Raw genomic sequence first — 22706 nt, forward strand, 5'->3', positions numbered from 1 at the left:
CCTCCGGCCCGGACCCCCGCCCGCGGGGGCACGGGGCCGAGGACGTCCGGGGCAGGTCAGTTCCGGCTGGCCGGGAGGTCGGCGCGGACCTCGAAGCCGCCGTCCGTGGTGGGGCCGGCGGCGAGCGAGCCGCCGAGCAGCTGGGCGCGCTCGCGCAGGCCGACCAGGCCGTGGCCGCCGCCCGGCAGGGTCTGGGCGGGCCGGACCGGCGGGGCGTCGTTGCGGACCTCCACCCGCAGCCTGCGGCCCCGGGCCCTGACCCGCACGTGCACCGCGGCGTCCGGCGCGTACTTGGTGATGTTGGTGAGCGCCTCCTGGACGGTTCGGTACGCGGCCCGCTCGACCGCCTCCGGCCAGGGGCGGTCGCCGGGGGCCAGCTCGGCGTCGGCGGCCAGCCCGCTCTCCTCGATCAGCCGGGGCAGGTCGGCCAGCCGGGGCTGCGGGGCCAGCGGGGTGTCGATCCGCGGTCCGCCGGCCCGCAGCACCCCGACCATCTGCCGCAGCTCCTCCAGGGTGCGGACGGAGAGCTCGCGGATGGTGCGGGCGGTGGTCACCGCGGCCGGGTCGGGGGTGGAGACCTGGAGCGCGCCGGCCTGGATGCTGATCAGGCTGACCTGGTGCGAGACCACGTCGTGCATCTCCCGGGCCAGCCGGCCCCGCTCGTCGCTCAGCACCCGCTCGGCGAGCAGCCGGCTCTCCCGCTCCTGGCCCCGGGTCAGCTCGTCCAGTCGGCCCGCCAGCTCGCGCCTGGTCCGGGAGAGCAGGCCGGTGGCGGCCGGTCCGGCCGCCAGCATCACGCACTGGATCGCGTAGAGGGCGGTGTCCCGGCTGAGCTCGAAGGTCTGCTCGTACACCGGCCAGTGGAAGAACTCGACCAGGGTGAACAGGGTGGCGCAGGGCACCACCACCCGGGGGCTGGGGCGCTCGGCCGCCACCGTGTAGACGGCCGTGATCGGGGCGAGCCAGATGTCGTCGAGGTAGCTGCCCGGCATGACCAGCAGCAGGACGGTGACCGGGAAGCGCCGCCGCCAGAGGAGGGCGACGGCGGCCAGCACCGAGAGCAGGGTCTGCCACAGGGGGGCGCCCCGGGCGACCAGGGCGGCGTCGACGAGGGAGTAGAGCGCCGGCAGCAGCAGCATCAGCCAGGGGGCGGTGAACCGGTCCGGGAGCCGTCTGCCGGGAGAGGGGTCGCTCATGCCCCGTTGCTCGGCCTGGGCCGGACCAGGCCGGCCCGGTGGGCGATCACCGCGGCCTGGACCCGGTTGGAGGCGCTGAGCTTGCCGAGGATCGCGCTGATGTGGTCCTTCACGGTGCCGGTCCCGAGGAAGAGCCGGTCGGCGATCTCGGCGTTGGACAGGCCCTCGCCGAGCAGGGCCAGCACGTCCAGCTCCCGGCTGGTCAGGGTGCGGGCCAGGGTCGCCGCCTCGGCGTCCGGGCCGCCGCCGTCGACGTAGCCGCCGATCACCGTCCGGGTCACGGTCGGCGAGAGGATGTTGCCGCCGGCCGCGAGCACCCGGACGGCGTGCACCAGCTGGTCCGGGGCGGTGTCCTTGAGCAGGAACCCGGACGCGCCGGCCCGCAGCGCGGTGCCGATGTACTCGTCGGTGTCGAAGGTGGTGAGCATCGCCACGGCCGGCGGGTCGGGCAGCGCCCGCAGCCGGCGGAGCACCGAGATGCCGTCCAGGTCGGGCATCCGGATGTCGAGCAGCACCACGTGCGGGCGCAGCCGGTGGACGTACTCCTCGGCCTGTCCGCCGGAGCAGTCGCCGACCACCTCCAGGTCGGGGGCGGATCCGACGATCAGGCCGAGGCCGGACCTGACCAGGATCTCGTCGTCCACGATCAGCACGCGGGTGGTGGTGATGGTCCCTCCTCGGTTCGGCGGACGGGACCGGGCCGGTCCGCATGACTGGATTCGAGGGTAGGGCCTGAGGGGGCCCGGACGGCGGTTCGGCCTGGTCGGGACCCCCGCCGTTCGGCGGGGGTGTGAATCGCCTGCCTGGTTCACGCGATTCTCAGCTGCGGTGGGGAACCATTGAGTTGGCTGCCGCTCAATCGGCCTGCCGGCCGGAGGCGGGCGGCCGGCGAGTCCGTCGGGCCTGTGCGGGTGCCCGGCGTCGGGCCGCGTGCGGATGCGCCCCACCACCTGATCGTTTGGAATTGAGCTGTGTCGTCCACTGTGAAACCGGAGCCGTCCACGTCCGCCTCCGGGTCCCGGCCCGGTCCGCTGGAGCGCTGGCGCCCGCGGGCCGCCGCGGCGACGGTCTGGTACCTGCGCCTGCTGGCCCTGCTGAACCTGGTCACCGTACTGCTGGTGCCGTTCCGGGACCAGGTCGAGACGCACAACGAGGGCGAGTACTTCACTCCGTACCTGATGACGGCCGGCCTGAGCAGCGCGGTGCTGTCGGTCTTCCTGGCGATCGCGATGCGGCGGCGCAAGCGGGCCGCGTGGATCTTCAACACCGCGCTCGCCGGACTGTTCGCGCTGCTCTACCTGGCCGCCATGGCACTGCCCGGCGAGGGGTTCGACGAGCACCCGCTGAACTACGTCTCCACCGTCCTGACCTGCCTGTTCGTGCTGGCGCTGCTGGTCGGCCGGAAGGAGTTCACCTCCAAGGGCGACCGCTCCAACCCGAAGACGGCGGCGGCCACCTTCGTGGCCGGCCTGGGCTTCGGCGGGGTGGTCGGCGCGGCGCTGGTCGCCCTGACCAACGACCTCGACGGCGCCGGCTTCTGGGACATGTTCCGGTACTCGGTCGGCCGGATGGTCACCGTCACGCCGTCCGAGCACCTGCGCTCCGTGATCGACGCCCCGACCTGGGTGAACGCGGTCATCAACGCGATGGGCGCGCTGCTCTTCCTGCTGGTGCTCTACGTCGCCTTCCGCAGCCCGCGGGACAAGGAGCTGCTGACGGCGGAGGACGAGGAGCGGCTGCGGGGGCTGCTGGACCGGCAGGGCGACCGGGACTCGCTGGGCTACTTCGCGCTGCGCCGCGACAAGGCGGTGGTGTTCTCGCCCAGCGGCAAGGCGGCGGTCACCTACCGGGTGGTCGGCGGGGTCTCGCTGGCCTCCGGCGACCCGATCGGCGACCCCGAGGCCTGGCCGGGGGCGATCGACGCCTGGCTGTCCGAGGCCCGTGAGCACGCCTGGGCCCCCGCCGTGATGGGGGCCTCCGAGGAGGCCGGGGTGATCTACGCCCGGCACGGGCTGGACGCGCTGGAGCTGGGCGACGAGGCGATCGTCGAGCTGGACGAGTTCTCGCTGGACGGCCGCGCGATGCGGGTGGTGCGGCAGGCGTACAACCGGGTCAAGCGGGCCGGGTACACCGTCCGGATCCGGCGGCACGAGGAGATCCCCGAGTCCGAGATGGCCGAGCTGGTCGCCAAGGCCGACCAGTGGCGGGACGGCGCGACCGAGCGCGGCTTCTCGATGGCGCTGGGCCGGCTGGGGGACCCGGGCGACGGCCGCTGCGTGATGCTGGAGTGCCACGACGGCGACGGTGAGCTGAAGGCGCTGCTGAGCTTCGTGCCGTGGGGTGCGGACGGGCTCTCGCTGGACCTCATGCGCCGGGCCCGGGACACCGAGAACGGCCTGATGGAGTTCATGGTGATCGAACTCCTGCAGCGTGCCCGAGAGGTGAACCTGGCCCGGGTCTCGCTGAACTTCGCGATGTTCCGCTCGGTTTTCGAGCGGGGATCCAAGCTCGGCGCCGGTCCGGTGCTGCGGCTCTGGCGCTCCGTTCTGGGCTTCTTCTCGCGCTGGTGGCAGATCGAATCCCTGTACCGGGCCAACGCCAAGTACCGGCCGATCTGGGAGCCGCGTTATCTGCTGTTCGAGAAGAGCAGCGAGATTCCGCGGATCGGCATCGCCAGTGCCCGGGCCGAGGGCTTCATCACCGCGCCGAGTCTGCCCGCCCTGTTCCGTCGCCGGCACGTGGGGACCGCCGTCGCGGAGCCCCGGGAGCCGGTGGCGGCGCGGGACGGGAAGGGGTAGTCCCTCCGCCGGGGGGCGGAGGGGGCCGGACGTCCGGATGGGGGGATTTCGGGGTGAGCTCTCCCCCCTGAGGATGACCTCGATCCACATTCATGCCGATGTGGATTCCCTGACCGGCTTCTAATGTTGGGGTAGCCGGGAAAGAGCTCGCGGCTACGGGGATTTGGAGAGACGGCTGTGAATCAGAGGACCCACGCGGGGGGCGTGCGAAAGGGGCCGGTGGCTATTGCCAGAGAGGCCGCTGTCGCCGAGTGGGGAACGCTGTTCCGGATTGTCCGGGAACGGGTGGCGCGCAGGAAGTTCGCAGCCGTTCCGCTGGCCACCGCGGCGACCTGCCTGATCCTGCTGTTCAGCATCGTCCAGCACCTGCCGGGCGGGGAGCGGATCGTCACCCAGATCGGGGTGGTGAAGGCCGCGCTGCCGCTGGAGGTCTCGCTGCTGCGCACGCCGCTGTCGCTGTACGTGCCGGCCCTGGACCTGCCGGTCTGGGGGGCGCTGGCGCAGGTCTTCGTGGTCTTCGGCATCGCCGAGATCGTGCTCGGGCGGCGGCTGACCCTGGTGGTGGCCTACACCTGCACCCTGGCCGGGACGCTGTTCGCCCGGGTCGGGGTGGCGATCGGACCGGACCACGTCTTCGGCTTCCCGAAGTGGGTCGCGCACGTGCGGGACACCGGTCCGTCGGCGGCCGTGGTGGCGCTGGCGATCTGCATCGCCTTCCGCAGCCGGGCCTGGTTCACCGCCGGGCTGGTGGTGACGCTGATGGTCGGCGAGGCGGTCGTCCTGCCGAACCTGGCGGGTCTGGAGCACGTGGTCGCGGTGATCGCGGCGCTGCTGATCGCCGTCTCGGTGGAGGTGTTCGGGGACTTCTGGCCGCGGGTGCTGGCCGGGGTCGGGGCGGCGGCCGCGGTGGCCGCGGCCGCCTCGATCGAGGTCGCCTCGGAGGCCCGCCGCCGGGCGCCGGTCCGGGCCGTCCCCTAGGGGACGGTCTCAGAAGGACGGCGGCAGCGGGAGCTCGAACCAGACGACCTTGCCGACCGCCTTGCGGGCGGTGCCCCAGCGTTCGGCGAGCTTGGTGACCAGGGTCAGGCCGCGGCCGGTCTCGCCGAGCTGTTCGGCGGGCTCCAGCGACGGCAGGTTGTGGTTGTCGTCGCTGACCTCGACCAGCAGCTTGTCCACCCGGATCAGCTGGAGCTGGACGCGGTCCCGGGCGACCCGGACGGCGTTCGTCACCAGTTCGCTGACCAGCAGCTCGGTGGTGTCGCTGAGCGCCTCCAGGTGCCAGCCGGCCAGCTGCTCGCGGACCAGGGCGCGGGCCCGGCGGACCTCGCGGTCGTCGACGGTGAGGTCCCAGGTGGCGACCTCGGTCGGGGCCACCCCGTCGAAGCGGGCGACCAGCAGGGCGACGTCGTCCTTGCGGTCGTCCGAGTGCAGTCGGTCCAGCACCACGTCGCAGGCCTGTTCGGGGCTCTGCCGGGGGTCGATCAGGTTGCCGCAGAGCGCGGCCAGCCCGGCCCCTATGTCGCCGCCCCTGACCTCGACCAGGCCGTCGGTGCAGAGCACCAGCATGGAGCCGTCCGAGACGTCGATGGTCTTGGCGACGAAGGGCACGCCGCCGACCCCGATCGGGGCGCCGGCCGGGATCTCCAGCAGCTCGCCGGTGCCGTCCGGGTGCACCAGGACGGGCGGGACGTGGCCGGCGCTGGCCAGCTCGCAGGTCCGGTTGATCGGGTCGTAGACCGCGTACAGGCAGGTGGCGAGGTGGTCGTCGCCGAGCTTGTGGGCGAGGTTGTCCAGGTGCCGCAGCAGCTGGCCGGGCGGCAGGTCGAGGGCGGCCAGGGTCTGCATCGCGGTGCGGAAGCGGCCCATCGCGGCGGCCGAGTGCAGGCCGTGGCCCATCACGTCGCCGACCACCAGGGCGACCCGGCTGCCGGGCAGCTGGATCGCGTCGAACCAGTCGCCGCCGACCTCGGCCCGGGAGTCGCCGGGCAGGTAGCGGTGGGCGATCTGGACACCGGGGATCTGCGGTGGCCGGGTCGGGATCATCGAGCGTTGGAGGGTGGTGGCGACCCGGGACTCGGCGCGGTGCAGCCGGGCGTTGTCGAGGGAGAGCGCGGCCCGGGCGGCCAGCTCCTTGAGGGTGGCGGCGTCCCCCTCGTCGAAGGGGTCGCGGTCGGGCAGCCGGAGCAGCTTGAGGATGCCGAGCACGGTGCCGCGGGCGGAGAGCGGGACCACCAGCATGGAGCGGCCGGAGACCACCGAGGCGAGCCTGGGGCCGCCGAGCGCGGCGGCGTAGTCGACCGCGACGTCCCGGGTGACCACCGGGACCAGCACCGGCTGGTTGAGCTGGAGGGCCATGCCGGGCGGGGTGCGGCGGGGCATGGCGACCAGTGAGCCCTCGGCGAGCACGTGGTCCCACTGGCCGACCGACTCGTTGCAGGCCAGCGCGACCCTGCGGAGCATCGTGTCGTCGTCCGGACGGGCCGCGGGCAGTTCGGAGTCGGAGATCAGCCCGTCGACCAGGTCGACGCAGGCGAAGTCGGCGACCCGGGGGACGAGCACCTGGCAGAGCTCGTGGGCGGTGAAGCCGAGGTCGAGGGTGGTGCCGACCTTGCCGCCGACCTCGTTGAGCAGGGCCAGCTGCTCGCCCGCGTGGCCGTTGGTGAGGAACGGGCCGAACCGGCCGGCCGGGGCCGCGGGGGCCGGGCCGGCGGAGGGGACCGGGGTGGGTGCGGCGGGCGGTGCGGCGGGCTCGCCCGGGTGGAGCCGGCGTCCGTGGGCGGTCGACTCGACGGTGCTCTGCTCGATGGCGGTGCCTCCTCTCGGCGGTGCCGGGACGGTGGTGCCGGTGGCCGGCACGGCGGTGGTCTGTGCGGTGCCGGCCTGTGCGGTGCCGGCCTGGGCCGGGCCGGCCGGTGCGCCGGCGGCCGTGGCGGCGGCCTCGCGCTGGCCGGGCAGCGGGCCGGCCGGGCGGCGGCCCCGGGTGGACTGTTCGGGCTGCGGCGGCGGGCCGAGCCGGGTGGCCCGCTGCTGGGCGGTCGGGTAGCGCCGTCCGATCCCGGCGGCGGCGTGCGCGGTGCCGGCCGCCGGGTCGGCGGGACGGACCGGCAGCACGCTGGTCGGGTCGGGCCGCAGGGCCGGCAGGCCGCCCCGGGACAGCGCGTCCAGCAGCGCCGCGCGCCGCTCGGACGATCCGGGCAGCAGCGCGGCGAACGGTTCGGGGACCGGCCGGCCGGGGGCGGTCAGCGCGGCGGAGAGCCGGTGGAACCCGCCGCGGGCGCCGGGGGCGGCGGCGAACGGCAGCAGCCGCTCACCGAGCGCCAGCCGCGGGCCCGCCGAGCGCAGCGGGCGGGCGTCGGCGGCGAGGGCCAGCAGTCCGCCGGCCGGTCCGTCGACCGGGTAGGCCCACCAGAGCACGTCGCGGAGCCGCTCCTCGCGGTCGACCACGGGCAGCTGTCCGGCCCAGGCGGCTCCGGCGGAGGTGAGCTCGGCGAGGGTGTCGAAGGCGTCCCGGCGGCGGACCGCGGGGGCGCCGGACCCGGCCGGAGCGGGGACGCTGCGGGGTTCGGCGGCGGGCAGCAGGCCGGCGGCCGGACGGTCGTGGACGACCTCCGCGCGGTGTCCGAAGAGCTCTTCGGCGGCCCGGTTCCACTGGGCGACCCGGCCGGTCCGGTCGACCAGCACGAGGGCGAGCCGGACCAGGGCGACCACGCCTGACGGCTGGTCACCCGGTGCGGTGCCGGGCTCCGTTCCGGTGCCCGCCGGACGCGATGTGGAGTTGGGCTCGTCCACCATGGATTCGGTCTGCTCCCGCCTGGCCGCCACGCCTGGAGACGGCCGATTCTCCGGAGGAAGGCATGCTGTGCGGATACCAGCGAAGCACGGACGGGCCGCGACTCGATAGCGAAACGAGGAGATTCCTCGGTATCAGTTGCGTGTCGTGGGGCGCGCGCCGGTTCGCACTCCCCGTCCACCCCGTCGGCGGGGTGCGCGCGGGGGGTAGGGTCGCAGGACGGGACCGGGACGACCCGGGACGACCCAGGACGAGACGGAGGCGACCATGACCGCGCAGAGCCCCGTCCGCTGGACGGATCCGGAGCAGCAGGAGCTGGAGGAGCGGGTCGCCGCCTCGGAGCTCGCCTGGCTCACCATGGACGTCGACGTGCAGACCCTGCGGGTCGAGATCGACAACTTCGCGCTGATCCACCACCAGCTGCTCGGCCCGCTGTACACCCGGCTGGACGAGCTGGACGCCCTGGTCGCCGAGGCCGTGGCGGCCCTCACCGGGCACCCGGACGACCTCAGGACGGCCGCCGAAGCGCGCCGCCGGGTGGACGAACTCCCCGACCTGGACGCACTGTTCGACATCGTCCGGGAGCAGGAGGACGCCCCGCCGCCGCCCGCCGCCCCCGCCCGGGTGCGGCCCGGCCGGGACGCCCAGCGGGTCTACCGGGACCTGGTCCGCAGGGCCCACCCGGACCTCTCCACCGACCCGGCCGAGCAGGAGCGCCGGGCCGCCTTCCTGGTCCGGGTCAACGAGGCCTACGCGTACGGCGACACCGGTGCGCTGGAGACGCTGGCCGCCGAGTGGTCCACCGCCCCCGAGGCGGCGCCGGCCCTCGACTCCCCCGACCGGCTCGGCTGGCTGCGGCGCAGGCTGGAGTGGCTCACCGGCCGGATCGGCGAGCTCGCCGCCGAGCAGGTCAGGCTGGAGCGGACCGCGATGGGCGAGCTGCTGGCGCTCGCCCCGCAGGACCCGGACCGGCTGCTGGAGGAACTGGCCGAGCAGCTGCTGGCGAAGGCGGCCGCCCAGCAGGCCGAGCTGGAGCGGCTGATCGGCGGTGCGCCCCCGGTGGGGGACAATGACGGTGCCGATTCCGAAGCCCAGGAGAACCAGACGATGTTCGCGCAGATCCCCACCATCGACGCCGCCGCCGTGCCCGCCGACGCCGCCCTGCTGGACGTCCGTGAGCAGGACGAGTGGGAGGCCGGGCACGTGGACGGCGCGCTGCACATCCCGATCGGCGAGGTGGTGGCGCGGATCGGCGAGCTGCCGGACGCGAAGCTGTACGTGCTCTGCCGGGTCGGCGGGCGCTCCGCGCAGGTCGTCCAGTACCTGGTGCAGAACGGCCGGGACGCGGTCAACGTCGACGGCGGCATGTACGCGTGGGACGGCGCGGGCCGTCCGATGGTGAGCAGCGGCGGGCAGCAGGCCTTCGTCCTGTAGCGGTCGACCGGGGGACGGGGCGGGCCGGTGACGGTGCCCCCCGCCGCCGGTGCCGGACGCGCCCCGCTGATTCCGGGGGCCCGGGCGGATCCCGCTGTTCGGGGGAGTAGGGCAGGATGGGCGCGCGACCGGGCCGGTGCGGTGCCGGCCCGACCCTTCCCCGGGGGAGTTCATGGCCGAGAGCGCCGAGAGCACCGAGAGCGCTGCGGGCACCGAGGGTGCCGTGGGCACCGAGGGTGCCGAGCGTACGGACCCGCCGCCCGACCGCCGGGCCTGGTCGGCGCCCGCGCGGACCGTCCTCGGGGTGGCCGCCGTGGTGCTGACCGCCTCCACCGGGCTCTTCCTGGGCGCGGTCTTCCTGCACGTGGCGCCCGCCAACTCGGTCTCCCGCGAGTACCGGGACCAGGTCGACGGGCTGATCTACCCGGAGTTCGAGCAGAACTGGAAGCTGTTCGCGCCGAACCCGCTCCAGCAGAACGTCACGGTGGACGCCCGGGTGCGGACGGCCACGGACGACGGCGGCGTCCGGACCCACGACTGGGTCGGACTGACCGCCCGGGACCTCGCCGCGATACGGGGCAACCCGGCGCCCAGCCACGCCGACCAGAACATGCTCCGCCGGGCCTGGGACTTCTACGACGGCTCGCACAGCGCCCAGGACGAGTCGCTCGTCAATCCGCGCGGCAGCCTCGCCGAGGAGTACCTGAAGCGGATCGCGCTGCAGCGGGTGGGCCGGAGCGTGGACGGACGGACGGTGCTGGAGGTCGCCCTGCGGGTGACCACGACGACCGTCCCGCCGCCGGAGTGGAGCGAGGAGGCGGCGCCGCCCGCGCCCAAGGTCCGGGAGCTGCCCTGGTGGCCGGTGGCCGACGAGGACCTCCGGGGGCTCGGGTGAGCGGGTCCGCGCCGGCCGGGGCCGGGGAGCGGCTGCTCGACGGGATCCCCCGGCAGCCCGGGACGCCGCCCGCGGCCGCGCCGGGGCCGCGCCGGACCGGTCCGGCGGAGCTCGCCGCCCGGGCGTTCGCGGTGTTCACCGGACGGGTGCTCGGGCGGTACCAGGCGGCGACGGTGCGGATCGGCTTCGGGCTGGTCTGGCTGGTGTACCTGCTCCGGGAGTGGCCCAACCGGCGGCTGCTGTACGGCGACACCTCGCCCTGGTCGATGGGGCTGGCGGAGCGGCTGCTGGCCGACAACGGGGCGCTGACCGTGCTGCCCTGGTTCGGCGGGCGGCCCTGGTTCGAGCTGGTCTACCACCTGGCGGTGCTGGCCGCGCTGGCGGTGGTGCTCGGCTGGCGGACCAGGGCGGCCACGGTGCTGTTCCTGGTGACGGTGCTCTCGCTGCAGAACCGCAACGTCTTCCTCGGTGACGGCGGCGACAACGTCGTCCACCTGATGGCGGTCTACCTGGTCTTCACCCGGTGCGCGGAGGTCTGGTCGCTGGACGCCCGGCGGGAGGGGCCCGGGCGGACCGGGGTGCCACTCTGGACGCTGCTCGGCGCGCTGCTGCTGGTCTGCCAGCTGGGCGGTTTCTCCGGTGACAGCCTGGCCTGGACGACCGCGGCGTTCCCGTACGTCGGATGGGGGCCGGTGTTCTGGGCGCTCTGGGCGGTGGCCGGGCTCTGGTGGCTGGCCGGCCGGCTGGCGCCGGACGGTGAGACGCGCGCGGTGCTGGACGCGCTGGCGACCATGGTGCACAACTGCGCGATGCTGGTGATCGCCGCCGAGGTGGTGCTGATCTACGCCACGGCGGGCTGGTACAAGGTGCAGGGTTCGCGCTGGCAGGACGGCACCGCGCTCTACTACCCGCTCCACCTGGACTACTTCACGCCGTGGCCGGGGCTGTCCGGGCTGGTCGGCTCGATGCTGCTGCCGGTCTTCCTGATCACCTACGGGACGGTGCTGCTGCAGGTGGCGTTCCCGTTCACGCTGGTCAGCCGACGGGTCAAGAACGCCCTGCTGGTGGTGATGATGGCCGAGCACCTGGGGATCGCGGTGCTGCTCGGGCTGCCGGTGTTCTCGCTGGCGATGATCGCGGCGGACGCGGTCTTCCTGCCGACGGCGGCGCTGCTCTGGGTGGGGGAACGGGTGGGCCGGCCGGTCCGCCGGGTGGGCCGGGCGGGCCGGGTCCCTGGCGGGGAGCGGGGCACCACTCCCCTAAGCTGACCGTTATGTCCTGGTTCGCCGCCCTTCGAGACACCGCGCGGACCGGACTGACCATCGACCGGGCGCTGACCGACCCCAAGCGGGCGCTGCGCGGTGCGGTCGCCGTCGCCGCGGTGCTCTTCCCCACCCTCGCGCTGGCCGGGCCGGGGCTGGCCACCTCGGCCGCGATGGGCGCCTTCATCGCCGGGACCGCCACCTTCCAGCGCAGCTTCCGGCCCCGGGCCACGCTCGCCGTCGCCGCCGGGATCGGACTCGGCGTCAGCACCTTCCTCGGCTACCTGGCGGCCGGTGTGACCGGGCTGTTCCCGGTCCTGCTCGCGGTCTGGGCCTTCGGCGCCGGACTGGCCTGGGCGATCGGGCCGACCGCCGGGGTCGTCGCCGCCAACACCGTCTCGGTGATGCTGGTCGTGGTCCAGCTGCCGGTCAGCCCGCTCACCGCGCTCGGGCACGGGCTGGTCTGCGCGCTCGGCGGCGCCGTCCAGGCCCTGGTCATCACCGTCTGGCCGATCGGCAGCTGGACCGTCCAGCGGGAGGCGCTCGCCGACACCTACGCCGAGCTCGCCGACTACGCCCGCCGGCTGCGCCAGGACCCGACCGCGCACGTCGACCCGGAACCGTTCATGACCGCCCGGCACGCCGCCGCGCTGACCCCCTGGCAGGGCCGGAACCGGCCGCCCGAGCTGCGCGGACTGCGCGGACTCGCCGAACGGATCCGGCCGACCCTGGCCGCGATCGCCGACCCCAAGGTCGGCGCCCCCGAGGAGGGCCCGGAACGCGACCGCGCCCGGGAGGTGCTCGCCGCCGCCGCCGAGGCGATGGACGCGCTGGCCCGGGCGATCCGCACCGGCGACCCGCTGCAGCTGCCGCGTTCGGCGCCCGCGCTCACCCTCGCCGCCCGGACCGAGGGCCCGGAGCTGCGCGGCGCCGCCCGGCGCTCCGCCCGCAGGCTGGCCGGACTGCTCCGCAAGGCCGCCGACGCGCTGGACCGGGGCGCCGAGGACACCATCGACACCCCCGTGGTGCAGGCCGGCGGGGCACTGCGCAAGCCGCCGCTGTCCCGGATGCTGCCCACCGCGCTGCGCGCGGTCCGGCGGCAGTTCCAGCCGCGCTCGGCGGTCTTCCAGCACGCCGTCCGGCTGGCCGGGGTGGTCACCGCCGCCTACCTGCTGGCCCGGCTGGCCGGCTTCGAGCACGGGTACTGGGCGCCGATGACGGCCGCGATGGTGATGCGGCCGGACTTCGCGCAGACCTACAGCCGGGGGGTCGCCCGGCTGGTCGGGACCATGGCCGGGGTCGCCGTCTCCACCCTGGTGGTGCAGCTGGCGAAGCCCGGCGACTGGGTGCTCGCCGCGCTCGCGGTGATCAGCATCGGCGGCGCCTACCTGACGCTGCGCACCGGCTACGCGGTCATCACGGCCTGCATCTCCTCGTACGTGGTCTTCCTGCTCGGGCTGCAGGCCGGGGACCCGGTGGCGACCGCGGTCGAACGGGTCGGGCTGACCCTGCTCGGCGGGTCGGTCGCCCTGTTCGTCTACGCGCTCTTCCCGACCTGGCAGACCGCCCGGCTCGGTGAACGGCTGGCCGAGTGGCTGGCCGCCGCCGGCCGGTACGCGGCCGAGGTGATCGCCGTCTACGAGCGCCCGGCGGCCCCGCGCGGGCGGGCGGTCCGTGCGGCGCTGCTGGACTCCCGGGAGGCGCGTTCCGAGCTGCTCCAGGCGATGCAGCGGGCCGACGCCGAACCGGGCCGGCACGCCTCCGGGCTCCCGGGGGTGAGCCGCCGCCAGCTGGACCGGGCCCGGGCGGCGGTCGGCCACCTCGGGCGGGTGGCCGTCCTGCTGGAGGCGCACCTGCCCGCGGACGACGCCGAACCGGTGCCGGGGGCGGTCGAGTTCGCCGACGAGCTGCGGCTGGCGACGGCGCTGGCGGCGGGTGCGCTGCTGACCGGGCAGCCGGTGGAGTTCGACGCCGTCCGGGAGGCGCAGGAGCGGCTGGAGCAGCGGCTCGCCGGGGCGCCGGCCGGGGTGCAGCGGGACGTGCTGCGGACCGGTGCCCGGCTGCTGCTCCAGGCGCTGAAGGACCTGGAGCGGGCGCTGCGCGGCGGCGGTACGGCGACCTCCGCCGTGCAGCGCGAACCGGAGCCGACGGGCCGGTAGGGCCCGGTTCGGGCCGCGGTGGCCGCGGCGGCGGTCAGGCGGCCGCCGCGGCCGCCTCCAGCCAGTTGGCGAACTCGCACGCGAAGTGCCACTGGTGACCGGTCGACAGCTCGACCGGGGCCGCGGCCGGGAACTCGACGGTGAGCCGGATCCGCAGCCCCCGGGGGGAGTCGGCGAACTCGTGCATCACCCGCAGCACCTCGGAGCCGTCCGCCAGGTGGCCGGTGCCGCCGATCCGGACCGGGTACTCCGGGGTGGCCGGGGTGGGGTGGAAGCGGAGGTGGAAGCGGAGCGGCCCGGCGCCGACCGTCTCGATGATCTCGACCGTCCCGCCGGTGGAGTCGGCCAGGTAGTGCTCGGGGTTGGCGGCCAGCAGGGCGGCCCGGTCGGGGGCGTGCAGCCGGCCCTGCCACCAGGTGAGGAAGGTCCCGGCGTCGATGCCGGCGGCGGTCAGCTCGGTGACGGCCGCGCGCCACCGGCCGCCGGAGGCCCGCAGCCAGTCGGCCATCGCGGCGTCGGCCGCGGCGGTGTCGGGGGCGAGCAGGTCGCGGACCCGGTCGTCGCCGAGGCGCTGCTTGAGCAGTCGCAGGGCGGCCCGGGAGCGGTCCAGCTCCCAGGCGAGGACGGCCGGGCGGTCGTGCCCGGTGCCGTCGATGTCGGTGTGGATGGCCGGCCGTGAGGTGGTCGTCATGGCGTCGCTCCTCGGAAGGGTGTCCCGCTCAACCGGAGAGATTTTCTCCGTCTGTCTGGACGGTAGCATAGGAGGAGGAAATCTCTCCGGTTAAGGGGCTGGCGATGAGAGCGGACGCGGAACGCAGTCGGCGCAGGATCCTGGACGCCGCCTGCGAGGTGTTCCTGGAGCGCGGCCCGGACGCCCCGCTGGACGCGGTGGTCCGCCGGGCCGGCGTCGGCCCCGGCACCCTCTACCGGCGCTTCCCCGACCGCGAGGCGCTGGTCCGGGCCCTGGTCACCGACCTGCTCACCCGGCTCGCCGCAGCGGCCGTCCGGGCCCGGGAGGAGGAGGCCGACCCGTACCGCGCGCTGCGCCGCTTCGTGCACGCCGCCGCCGACCTGCGGATGGGGGCGGCGATCGTGGTGCTGCTGGAGCGGCTGGTGGTGGACGAGGAACTGGCCGCCGCCCGGTCCGGTGCGGTCTCGGCGGTCGGGGACCTGCTGCGCGCCGCCCAGGACGCCGGCCGGCTGCGCGCGGACGTCGGGATGGGCGACCTGGTGCTGCTCTGCGTCCGGGTCTCCCGCCCGCTGCCGGGCGGGCTGGCCGCACTGGATGCCGACGGCGCGCTCGTCCACCGGCACCTGGACCTCGCACTGGCCGGGCTGCGGCCCGGAGCGTCCGACGAGGGGACCGGCGAACCGCTCACCTTCGACCAGGTGATCGCCGCCGCCGGACGGCCGGGCGAGCCCGTGGTGGCAGAGTGAGCGGTGTGAACGAGGAACTGCTGCGCGCCTGGCGGGCCGGCGCCGACGAGCCGTGGACGGTCCTGCTGGACGGCTTCCACCCGCTGAAGCACGCGCTGCGGTTCGGCGGCGCCGTCCGGCAGGTGCTGACCGCCGACCGGACCGGGCTGCTGGCGCTCGCCGCCGAACTCGCCCCGGACACCGTGCCCGCCCTGGAGTCACTGGCCGCGGAGCTGCCGGAGAAGGCCCTGCGGACGCTCGCGCCCCGGCTCCACCCGACCGGTGTGATCGCGCTGGCCGCCCGTCCCACCACCGGGGCCAACCGCGCCGCGCTGGCCCGCCGGCCGCGGTCGGCGCCGGTCGTCCTGCTGGAGGACCCGCGCAACCTGGGCAACGTCGGCGCGGTGATCCGGCTGGCGGCCGGCTTCGGCGCGGCCGGTGTGGTGACCACCGGGGACCTCGACCCCTGGCACCCGAACGTGCTCCGGGGCAGCGCGGGCCTGCACTTCGCCACCGCGGTCGAGCGGCTGGCACTGCCGGAGCTGCCCGCCGGCCCGCTGTACGTGCTGGACCCGGAGGGGGCGGACATCCGGGAGACCGCCTTCCCGGACGACGCGGTGCTCGCCTTCGGCACCGAGCGGCACGGCGTCTCGGCGGAGCTGAAGGCGCGCGCCGACCGGCTGGTCGCGGTGCCGATGCGGCCCGGGGTCTCCAGCTTCAACCTGGCGACCAGCGTGGCGATGGGGCTCTTCCACTGGATGTCGGGGCGTCCGCCCGGTGCTCCCCTGCCGGACGGACGCCGGGGTGCCGGGGCCTGAGGACCCTGCGGGCGGCTCCTAGGAGAAGAGCCGCCTCCAGGTGTCCGGGCCGGGGTAGCCGTCGGCCTCCGCGCCGCGCCAGCCCTGGGCCTCCTGGAACGCCTGGACGTTGCGCCGGTCGGACTCGGTCCAGCGCGGGCCCGGGCCCTGCGCGTAGTACCGGCCGAAGCCCCTGCGGACCAGCTGCTCGCCGAGCTGCCGGACGTGGTCGCCGGCGGCGCCCGGCGCGAACGCGGCCCGGCCGGGGAAGGGCGGCGCACCCGTGCCGGTCCCGGTGCCCGGGCCGACCGGGGGCGGCGGCGGGAGCGGGGCGCCGCCGTCGATGTTCCGGCCCCTGCCGTTGACCAGGTGGTCCCAGGTGTCCTTGCCGGGGATGCCGTCCGCCTCGCTGCCGCGCCAGCCCTGGGCGAGCTGGAACGCCTCGGTGGCCCGGCGGTCCGCCTCGCTCCAGCGCGGGCCGGGGCCGGTGGTGTAGAACCGGGCGCCGCCGCGCTTCACCAGCATCTCGCCGAGCCTGGTGACGTAGGCGTTGTCCGCGCCCGGGCCGAACCTGTCGGCACCCGGGAAGGCCGTCGAGGCGGAGCCGTCACTGCTGCCGCCGTTGCCTCCGCCGTTGCCGCCGCCGGGGGAGAGCGCCTTGTAGCGGTACGGGACGTACGAGGCGGAGTTGTTCCAGTAGGCGTACGGGGTGGACCGCTTGGTGGTGCCCGGCGAGGTCTGCTCGTACGCCAGGTAGCGGGTGCGGGTGGAGTCGGTCCAGCCGCCGAACACGGTGACGTGCGAACCGGCCTGCGGATCGGCGGGGTCGTTGTGGATCAGGACGTCGCCGGGCTGGAGCTCGGCCTTGGTGATCCGGTCGGCGAAGCCCGGCAGCGTCCAGGTGGTCTGGCTGCTGCCCAGGCCCCAGGCCATCGAGACGAAGCCGGAGCAGTCCTGGCGGTAGCCGTCCGACCAGTACCGGCCCATGCTGTACGGGACCTTCTGGTCGACCCAGCGCTGCGCGCGCTCGATGATCTGCGCCCTGGTGGGCGGTTGGGCGGCGGCGCGCGGGGAGGCGGCGCCGCGGGCGGACGGCGAGGCGCCGTGGAGACCGCTGACCTCGCCCTGCGGGGTCTCCGGCCGGGCGGAGCTGGAGCCGCCGGTGCCGGAGCCTCCGGAGGCGGGCCCCCCGGAGGCGGGGCCCGGCGCGGGGGCCGCCGCGGCGCCGGCCGCGCCGCCGAGGGCGGTGCCGACGGCGGCCATCAGTACGGCGGCCCGTCGGCGGACGCTGCGGGCTGCGGCGTGTCCGCCCTCGTGCACCGGTGCGGCGTGCAGCCGGGCGCGGCGGCGGTCGCGGCAGCCCCCGCATATGCAGTCGTCGTCCGGTTCGACCTCGTCGAACTCCAGCAGCGCGGCCGGTCCTTCGGTCAGGGTCATGCTCCGCCTCTTTCTCCTGGTCGGGCTGTCACCGCTGACGGCGTGACAGGACGGTCCTTCCCAGGGCGACAGCGCGTGTCATCGGGACCAAAGTCCCAAATCGGGCGCCTGGTCGGCGCGGCGGACTGCGCCGGCCGGGTGACGACCGCTCGGCGGCCCGGCGTGGCGCGGGCGTGGCGCGGTCGTCGGGCCGTCGGGCGGGAGGCGGCGCCGCCGGTGCGGAACCGGACGGCCGGTCGGCCTCCGGGGTATCAGCTCCCGGCGGGCGGATTGGCCGGCGAGTACTCGGCGCCGGTCCAGGTCAGTGGCGTGGCGTCGGCCAGCTCGACGACACCGGTGACGGTCAGGTCGACCACCCGCTCGGCGCCCGGCACGCCCGCCCGGGCGGGGTCGGACCAGTCGGTCCTGGCCTCGCCGGTGATCAGCAGCGAGCCGCCGGTCTCCCAGTCCGGGATCAGCAGGCCGGCGCGCGGGTCGAGCTCCAGGTTGCCGAGGGTCATGAACATGCTGTTGCCCGCGTAGTCGGGCCAGCGCAGCCGGTCCGGTCCGAGCACCCGGAGGAAGCCCGGGTTGCCGCCCCGGTGCGAGGCGTCCACCCGGCCGTCCGGGCCTGCGGTGGTGACGAAGAAGGTGTCCGCGGTGGAGGCCAGCAGCTGCTGGGCGGTGCTCAGGGCGGCGCCGACGGCGACCCGGCGGGCGGCGCCGGCCCCCGGGCGGTCCACCGGGCTGCGGCGCTGGATGTACTTCGGGCAGTTGGCGTAGACCTGGTCGGCGGTGACCACCAGGCCGCCCCGGCCGTCCGGCACGGAGCGGCCGTTCAGCCGCATCCGGCGCCGGGCGGCCGGGTCGAGCGCGATGGTGCCGACCTCGGCGGGCGCGGCCAGGGCCGCGGCCAGCGGGTCGTCGTCGTCCGGGCGGGCGGCCACCGTCAGGGTGTGCTCGTCGGCGGCCCGGAGGAAGCCCTGTGCGCCGCTGAGCTGGGTGGCCCAGAGGCGGCCGTCGGCGTCCGCCGCGCCGACCACCAGCATCCGCCGCTCGGTCAGGAAGCGGGCGGCCACGGCGGGGATCGTGCTGCCGATGGCGCGTCCGGAGTGGTCGGCCCGGTCCAGCCGGCCGGCCCGGGCCTGGGCGGCCCGTTCGCCGGGGTGGTAGGGCGTGGCGGTGGTCATGGCGCGCCTCCCGGTGTTCGTCCGGTCTAGAAGAAACCGCAGGTCGGGGCGGACCCGGAGGGGGCTTCGGCGCCGGTCGCGTCGACGCCCTGCGGGGTGTAGACCTCCAGCCGGATGCCGTCCGGGTCGGTGAAGAAGATCCCGCCGGAGGCCGCGCCCTCACCGTGCGGGACGACGCCGTCGTGGGCGAACGCGGCGCCGAGTTCGCGCAGCAGCGCCTCGGCGGCGCGGACCTCGTCGAGCGTGTCGACCTGGAAGGAGAGGTGGTGCAGGCCGGGGGCGGCGGTGGCGAAGGTGCCCTCGCTCTGCTGCCAGAGGGTGAGCACCGGGCGGCCGTCGCGGCCGAGGAAGGCGAACCGCTGTGCGGGGTCGGTGCCCTCCTTGAGCAGCTCCAGGCCGAGGACGCGCCGGTAGAAGGCGACCGAGCGGGCGAGGTCGGTGACGTTGAGGCCCACGTGGCCGGTCTGGAGGGTGCTGCTGATGGTGCCGGACATGCCTGACTCCCCTGGTCAGGGCGCCTCGTGGCGCCGCTGGCTAACCGTTGTAAGCGACAGTAACGGTTAGGTCGAGCGGGCGTCAACCATTACTGGCGGGCGAAGTGGTTAGATGGGCCCCCGGTCGTGGCCGGACCATGACAAGGCTCGGGGTGGGTGGTACGGAGGACCGGCGCCGGGCGGCGGCGGAGGAGGAGCGGGAGGGGACTACTCCCACTCCCAGCGGATGCCGATGTGGCCCGGCTGCTGGTCCGGGGCGAGCACGTGGGCGCTGGCGGAGGCGCCGATCCAGAGCTGCTCGCGGCGGCGGTCGACGTCCGCACCCGGGTCCCGGTCGTACCGCTCGCAGTGCGCCGGAACCCTCGCCGGGTCGAAGTGCACCTGGAGCACGTACTCGCGCACCGGGCTGGCGAAGCGGCGGCTGTACTCCGTGGTCTCGGCGCCGCCGGACGGGATCTCCACCTCGTACTCGAAGACCGTGCTGTCGCCGAGCCCCAGCGGCCGGTCCAGCATCACCTCGCCGACGATCAGGCCGGCGTCCGGTCGGCGGCGGACCCGGCCGAGCCGGCCGTGCCGGACCCCGGTGATCTCCGGGCAGCCGGTGGCCTCCTCGTCGGCCTTGTGCACGACCAGGCAGCGGGTCACCCCGGCCACCGTCGCCCGGACCACCTGGCGCATCCGCAGCAGGTTGCCGCGCCGGTCGGCGTCCACGTAGTACGAGTCGTGGATCGAGAGCCGCTCCAGCTCGCCGGCCGGCGGCGCGTCCAGCTCGGCGAACACGTCGGCGATCTCCTGCTCGCCCGGCCAGACGTCCTCCAGCCGCAGGTGGCTGGCGCCGGCGTTGGCGGCCCAGCGGCCGCGCGGACGGGGCGGGCCGAGCAGCGAGGAGAGGGTGGAGTGCGGCAGGCCGAGCAGCTCCTCCAGCAGGTGCACGGCGCGCAGCGAGCTGGCCCGCTCGGGCTGGCTGCGCCCGCGCCGCCAGTAACTCAGCGTGGTGACACTGACCCTGACGCCCCGTTGGGCGAGCGCGGCCCGGATCCGGTCCAGGCTGAGGCCGCTGGCCTCGATCGCGAGGTGCAGGGTGTCGGCGAAGCCGCCGGTCGGGCTCGGGCGTCCGGCGGACGCGGTGGCCGGCGGCTGCAGGGCGGGCGGCTGGAGGGCGGGCTGGGCGGGCGCGGGCGCGGTGGCGGGCACGCCGGGGCGCGGCCCGACCTGTCTCAGCCGTGCGTCCTGGGGGTTCTGTGAGGCCATGCGGTTACTCTCCCCACCGGGCGGATTCGGCAGGAGCCGGTTCGGCGCCGGAGCGCGCCGTCAACGGCCTCGCCGAGCTGTGGGGAACCCTATGCACGGTCGAGAGGCTACGTCATCAGTCGTGCGTATGACAGTGGTCACGGTGAGTCGACCACAGAGTGAGGGATCTTGAAACAGTGCGGAAACAGACCGTCCGTCCGGCGGCCGGTCCGACCGGTCCGGGCCGGTTCCGGGGGCACCGGCCCGACGTAGACTCGGGGACCCGGGCGAGAGCGAGGGATGGCCGATGACGGACCGGAGAGCAGACCCGCGGGACCCGCGCCCGCTGACCGGCGAGCCGCTCGCGCTCGACCTGCTGAACACGCGGTGGGCGGGCACGCCGGTGAACGACCTGCTGGACGACGAGCCGGACGGCTACGCGATCTGGCTCTCCTCGGCCGGACTGGCCGGACGCTGCGCGGCCGACGCGGCCGGGCGGGCCGCCGCCCGGGAGGCCCGGGAGGCGCTGGCGGCGGCGGTCCGGGACCTCGACGAACGCGGCGGGGTCGGGGTGGCGGCGCTGGCCGGGCTGGACGCGGTGCTGGGGCACGGCCGGGTCCGGCGGGAGGCCTCCGCGACGGGCCCGGTGGACCGGGTCGAGGTGGACGACCCCGCGCGGCTGGCGGCCTGGCTGGCGGTGGACGACTTCCTGGGACTGCTCGGGCAGGGGCCGCAGCGGATCAAGAAGTGCGCGCACGAGGCGTGCATCCTGCACTTCTTCGACACGTCGCAGAACGGTCGGCGGCGGTGGTGCTCGATGGCGGTGTGCGGCAACCGGGCGAAGGCGGCGCGGCACTACGGGAAGGTGCACGGCTAGGGCGCGGCCAGGACCTCCCCCGGCCCCTGCCGGTACCGCGGCGCGGTCCGGCGCGGCTGCGGTCCGGCGGGGCCGCCGGCGGGCCGCGGGCGGGCACACCCCTGAGGGCGCACACCCGCGGTCCGCCGGGGCGACCGTCAGGCCGGCTGCCCCAGCCAGTCGGTGAGGGCGGCGCGGAGCTCGCCCGCACCCGGGTCGACGGCCGCCCAGGCGGCGTGGCCGTCGGGGCGGATCAGCAGCACGGTGTCGCGCAGCTTGCCGTGCGGGTCGGCCGGGGCGGCGGTGGTCAGCCGGTCCGCCCACGGTGCGGCGGCGGCCTGCTCGTCATTGCCGACCAGCACGAACCTCCCCGCGCGGAGCGCCTCGTAGAGTCGCTCGGGGGCGGCCGGACCGCCCTCGCGCGGCGGCTCCAGACCGGTCAGCCGGAGATCGGGGACGCGCTTGCCGACCAGCGGGTGGGAGTCCTTGGGCGCCGGGTACGCGATGCCGATGCCGGAGACGGTGCGGGCGCCGCGCTCCGCGACCACGTCGAGGTGGTCGGCGAGCGAGGCGAGCGCGCCGCGCAGCGCCCGGGTGGCCGCGGACTGGGCGAGGGCGAGCCGGATCAGGGCGCCGGAGCTGCGCAGCACCGCCTTGCCGACCGGGTGCCGCTCGGTCTGGTAGGTGTCGAGCAGTGCGTCGGTGGCCTGGCCCCGGAGGGCGGCGACGAGCTTCCAGGAGAGGTTGGCGGCGTCCTGGAGGCCGGTGTTCATGCCCTGGCCGCCGGCCGGGGAGTGGCAGTGGGCCGCGTCGCCGGCCAGGAAGACCCGCCCGGAGCGGTAGTTGGGGACCTGCCGTTCGTCGCTGTGGAAGGTGGAGCTCCAGCGGGCGTCGTGCAGGCCGTAGTCCTCGCCGAGGGCGCCGAGGGCGACGGCGGCGATCCGGTCGAGCGACGGCGGGGTGTCGTCGGGGCGTTCCTCGGTGCGGTCCCAGGCGATGATCCGGTACCAGCCGTCGCCGAACGGCACCAGGAAGGCGAAGCCGTGCTCGTTGGCGCCGACGGTGACCGCCTCGTCGGGCTCGCGCTCCAGCCGGACGTCGGCCAGCAGGACGGAGTTGACCACCGACTCGCCGGGGAACGGGATGCCGAGCAGGTCGCGGACGGCGGAGTGGACGCCGTCGGCGCCCACCGCGTAGCGGGCCCGGTGGGTGGTGACGGCGCCGTTCTGCACGGCCTCGACGGTGACGCCCTCGGCGTCCTGGCGCAGGCCGACCACCTCGGCGCCGCGCAGGACGGTCGCGCCGGCCTCGACCGCGCGGTCGTGCAGCAGCTGCTCGGTCCGGTACTGCGGGGTGATCAGGACGAACGGGAAGCGGCTCGGGAGTTCACCGAGGTCGACCCGGAACTTGTCGAAGATCTTCAGCGTGGTGAGCGGGCGGCCGGTGGCGATGAGGTCGTCGGCCAGGCCGCGGGCGTCGAGGAGTTCGAGGCTGCGGGCGTGGACGGCGAAGGCCCGGGTGAGGTTGGACTCGGTGCCGCGCTTCTCCAGGACGGTGACCCCGATCCCGGCGGCGGCGAGGTCCCCGGCCAGCAGCAGGCCGGTCGGTCCGGCGCCGACGATCAGGACGTCGGTGACGGTCTGCTTCGCGGTCATGTGTCAGCTCCCGGTGCTCGGACAGAGGTTGGACGCCGCGTTCGGCGTGCTCCCGGCCTCCATCATCGCCGCCCCGGGGCGGCCCTGTGAATTCTCCGGGCCCCGGTGGTGTCCGGGG

The 22706-nt window shown here is 75.4% G+C and carries 18 protein-coding genes; 9 read left to right on the forward strand and 9 right to left on the reverse strand.

The genetic code is table 11. The features are described 5' to 3' along the window. Window positions 1-56 precede the first annotated feature (56 nt). Both OG550_RS18960 and OG550_RS18965 read right to left on the reverse strand, forming a co-directional pair. Window positions 57-1196 carry a sensor histidine kinase gene (locus OG550_RS18960; RefSeq protein WP_327679093.1) on the reverse strand — a complete coding sequence of 380 codons (1140 nt, stop codon included), beginning with the start codon at window positions 1194-1196 and terminating at the stop codon, window positions 57-59. Next, window positions 1193-1843 carry a response regulator transcription factor gene (locus OG550_RS18965; protein WP_327683978.1) on the reverse strand — a complete coding sequence of 217 codons (651 nt, stop codon included), beginning with the start codon at window positions 1841-1843 and terminating at the stop codon, window positions 1193-1195. The genes OG550_RS18960 and OG550_RS18965 overlap by 4 nt, the downstream gene beginning before the upstream one ends. Before the next feature lie 324 nt (window positions 1844-2167). On the opposite strand from OG550_RS18965, the gene OG550_RS18970 reads away from it, so the two are divergent. Together OG550_RS18970 and OG550_RS18975 are read left to right on the forward strand one after the other, a co-directional pair. Beyond that, window positions 2168-3994: a phosphatidylglycerol lysyltransferase domain-containing protein gene (locus OG550_RS18970; protein WP_442906024.1), complete on the forward strand. Its 1827-nt coding sequence runs from the start codon at window positions 2168-2170 to the stop codon at window positions 3992-3994. A gap of 285 nt (window positions 3995-4279) precedes the next feature. Then, window positions 4280-4972, forward strand: a complete 693-nt coding sequence (locus tag OG550_RS18975) for a hypothetical protein (protein ID WP_327679095.1) — start codon at window positions 4280-4282, stop codon at window positions 4970-4972. A 9-nt stretch (window positions 4973-4981) separates the two neighbouring features. Here the strand turns inward: OG550_RS18975 and OG550_RS18980 are convergent, their stop codons facing one another. After that, complete coding sequence (locus OG550_RS18980; protein ID WP_327679097.1) at window positions 4982-7786, reverse strand: SpoIIE family protein phosphatase; 2805 nt, start codon at window positions 7784-7786, stop codon at window positions 4982-4984. A 265-nt stretch (window positions 7787-8051) separates the two neighbouring features. Here OG550_RS18980 and OG550_RS18985 point away from each other — a divergent pair, with 265 nt between their 5' ends. The 4 genes from OG550_RS18985 to OG550_RS19000 all read left to right on the forward strand — a co-directional run bounded on the left by OG550_RS18985 (window position 8052) and on the right by OG550_RS19000 (window position 13534). Then, window positions 8052-9218: a rhodanese-like domain-containing protein gene (locus OG550_RS18985; RefSeq protein ID WP_327679099.1), complete on the forward strand. Its 1167-nt coding sequence runs from the start codon at window positions 8052-8054 to the stop codon at window positions 9216-9218. A 172-nt stretch (window positions 9219-9390) separates the two neighbouring features. Continuing rightward, window positions 9391-10113, forward strand: a complete 723-nt coding sequence (locus OG550_RS18990) for a DUF5819 family protein (protein ID WP_327679102.1) — start codon at window positions 9391-9393, stop codon at window positions 10111-10113. Further along, window positions 10110-11381 (forward strand): HTTM domain-containing protein, encoded by a 1272-nt coding sequence (locus OG550_RS18995; protein WP_442906025.1) that lies wholly within the window; start codon window positions 10110-10112, stop codon window positions 11379-11381. The genes OG550_RS18990 and OG550_RS18995 overlap by 4 nt, the downstream gene beginning before the upstream one ends. A gap of 5 nt (window positions 11382-11386) precedes the next feature. Continuing rightward, complete coding sequence (locus OG550_RS19000; protein WP_327679104.1) at window positions 11387-13534, forward strand: FUSC family protein; 2148 nt, start codon at window positions 11387-11389, stop codon at window positions 13532-13534. 34 nt (window positions 13535-13568) lie between these two features. Here the strand turns inward: OG550_RS19000 and OG550_RS19005 are convergent, their stop codons facing one another. Continuing rightward, a complete protein-coding gene (locus tag OG550_RS19005) occupies window positions 13569-14225 on the reverse strand; it encodes a hypothetical protein (RefSeq protein WP_327679106.1) in 657 nt (218 codons plus the stop codon). 104 nt (window positions 14226-14329) lie between these two features. Here OG550_RS19005 and OG550_RS19010 point away from each other — a divergent pair, with 104 nt between their 5' ends. Both OG550_RS19010 and OG550_RS19015 read left to right on the forward strand, forming a co-directional pair. Next, window positions 14330-14971, forward strand: a complete 642-nt coding sequence (locus OG550_RS19010; RefSeq protein WP_327679108.1) for a TetR/AcrR family transcriptional regulator — start codon at window positions 14330-14332, stop codon at window positions 14969-14971. Window positions 14972-14976: 5 nt separating this feature from the next. Beyond that, window positions 14977-15768, forward strand: a complete 792-nt coding sequence (locus OG550_RS19015) for a TrmH family RNA methyltransferase (protein ID WP_327679110.1) — start codon at window positions 14977-14979, stop codon at window positions 15766-15768. A gap of 18 nt (window positions 15769-15786) precedes the next feature. Here the strand turns inward: OG550_RS19015 and OG550_RS19020 are convergent, their stop codons facing one another. From OG550_RS19020 to OG550_RS19035, 4 genes are all read right to left on the reverse strand, one after another. Continuing rightward, a complete protein-coding gene (locus OG550_RS19020) occupies window positions 15787-17184 on the reverse strand; it encodes a peptidoglycan-binding protein (protein WP_327679111.1) in 1398 nt (465 codons plus the stop codon). 251 nt (window positions 17185-17435) lie between these two features. Further along, complete coding sequence (locus tag OG550_RS19025; RefSeq protein WP_327679112.1) at window positions 17436-18353, reverse strand: pyridoxamine 5'-phosphate oxidase family protein; 918 nt, start codon at window positions 18351-18353, stop codon at window positions 17436-17438. Between the two features lie 26 nt (window positions 18354-18379). Next, window positions 18380-18847 (reverse strand): VOC family protein, encoded by a 468-nt coding sequence (locus OG550_RS19030; RefSeq protein WP_327679114.1) that lies wholly within the window; start codon window positions 18845-18847, stop codon window positions 18380-18382. 207 nt (window positions 18848-19054) lie between these two features. Then, entirely contained in the window at window positions 19055-20098 is a 1044-nt protein-coding gene (locus tag OG550_RS19035; protein WP_327679116.1) for a hypothetical protein, read from the reverse strand. Between the two features lie 286 nt (window positions 20099-20384). Between OG550_RS19035 and OG550_RS19040 the strand changes: the two genes are divergently transcribed. Next, a complete protein-coding gene (locus OG550_RS19040) occupies window positions 20385-20954 on the forward strand; it encodes a CGNR zinc finger domain-containing protein (RefSeq protein ID WP_327679118.1) in 570 nt (189 codons plus the stop codon). A 137-nt stretch (window positions 20955-21091) separates the two neighbouring features. Here the strand turns inward: OG550_RS19040 and OG550_RS19045 are convergent, their stop codons facing one another. Then, window positions 21092-22588, reverse strand: a complete 1497-nt coding sequence (locus tag OG550_RS19045) for an FAD-dependent monooxygenase (RefSeq protein ID WP_327679120.1) — start codon at window positions 22586-22588, stop codon at window positions 21092-21094. Window positions 22589-22706: the final 118 nt, after the last annotated feature.

The sequence above is a fragment of the Kitasatospora sp. NBC_00458 genome, from assembly GCF_036013975.1.
Taxonomy (GTDB): Bacteria; Actinomycetota; Actinomycetes; order Streptomycetales; family Streptomycetaceae; genus Kitasatospora.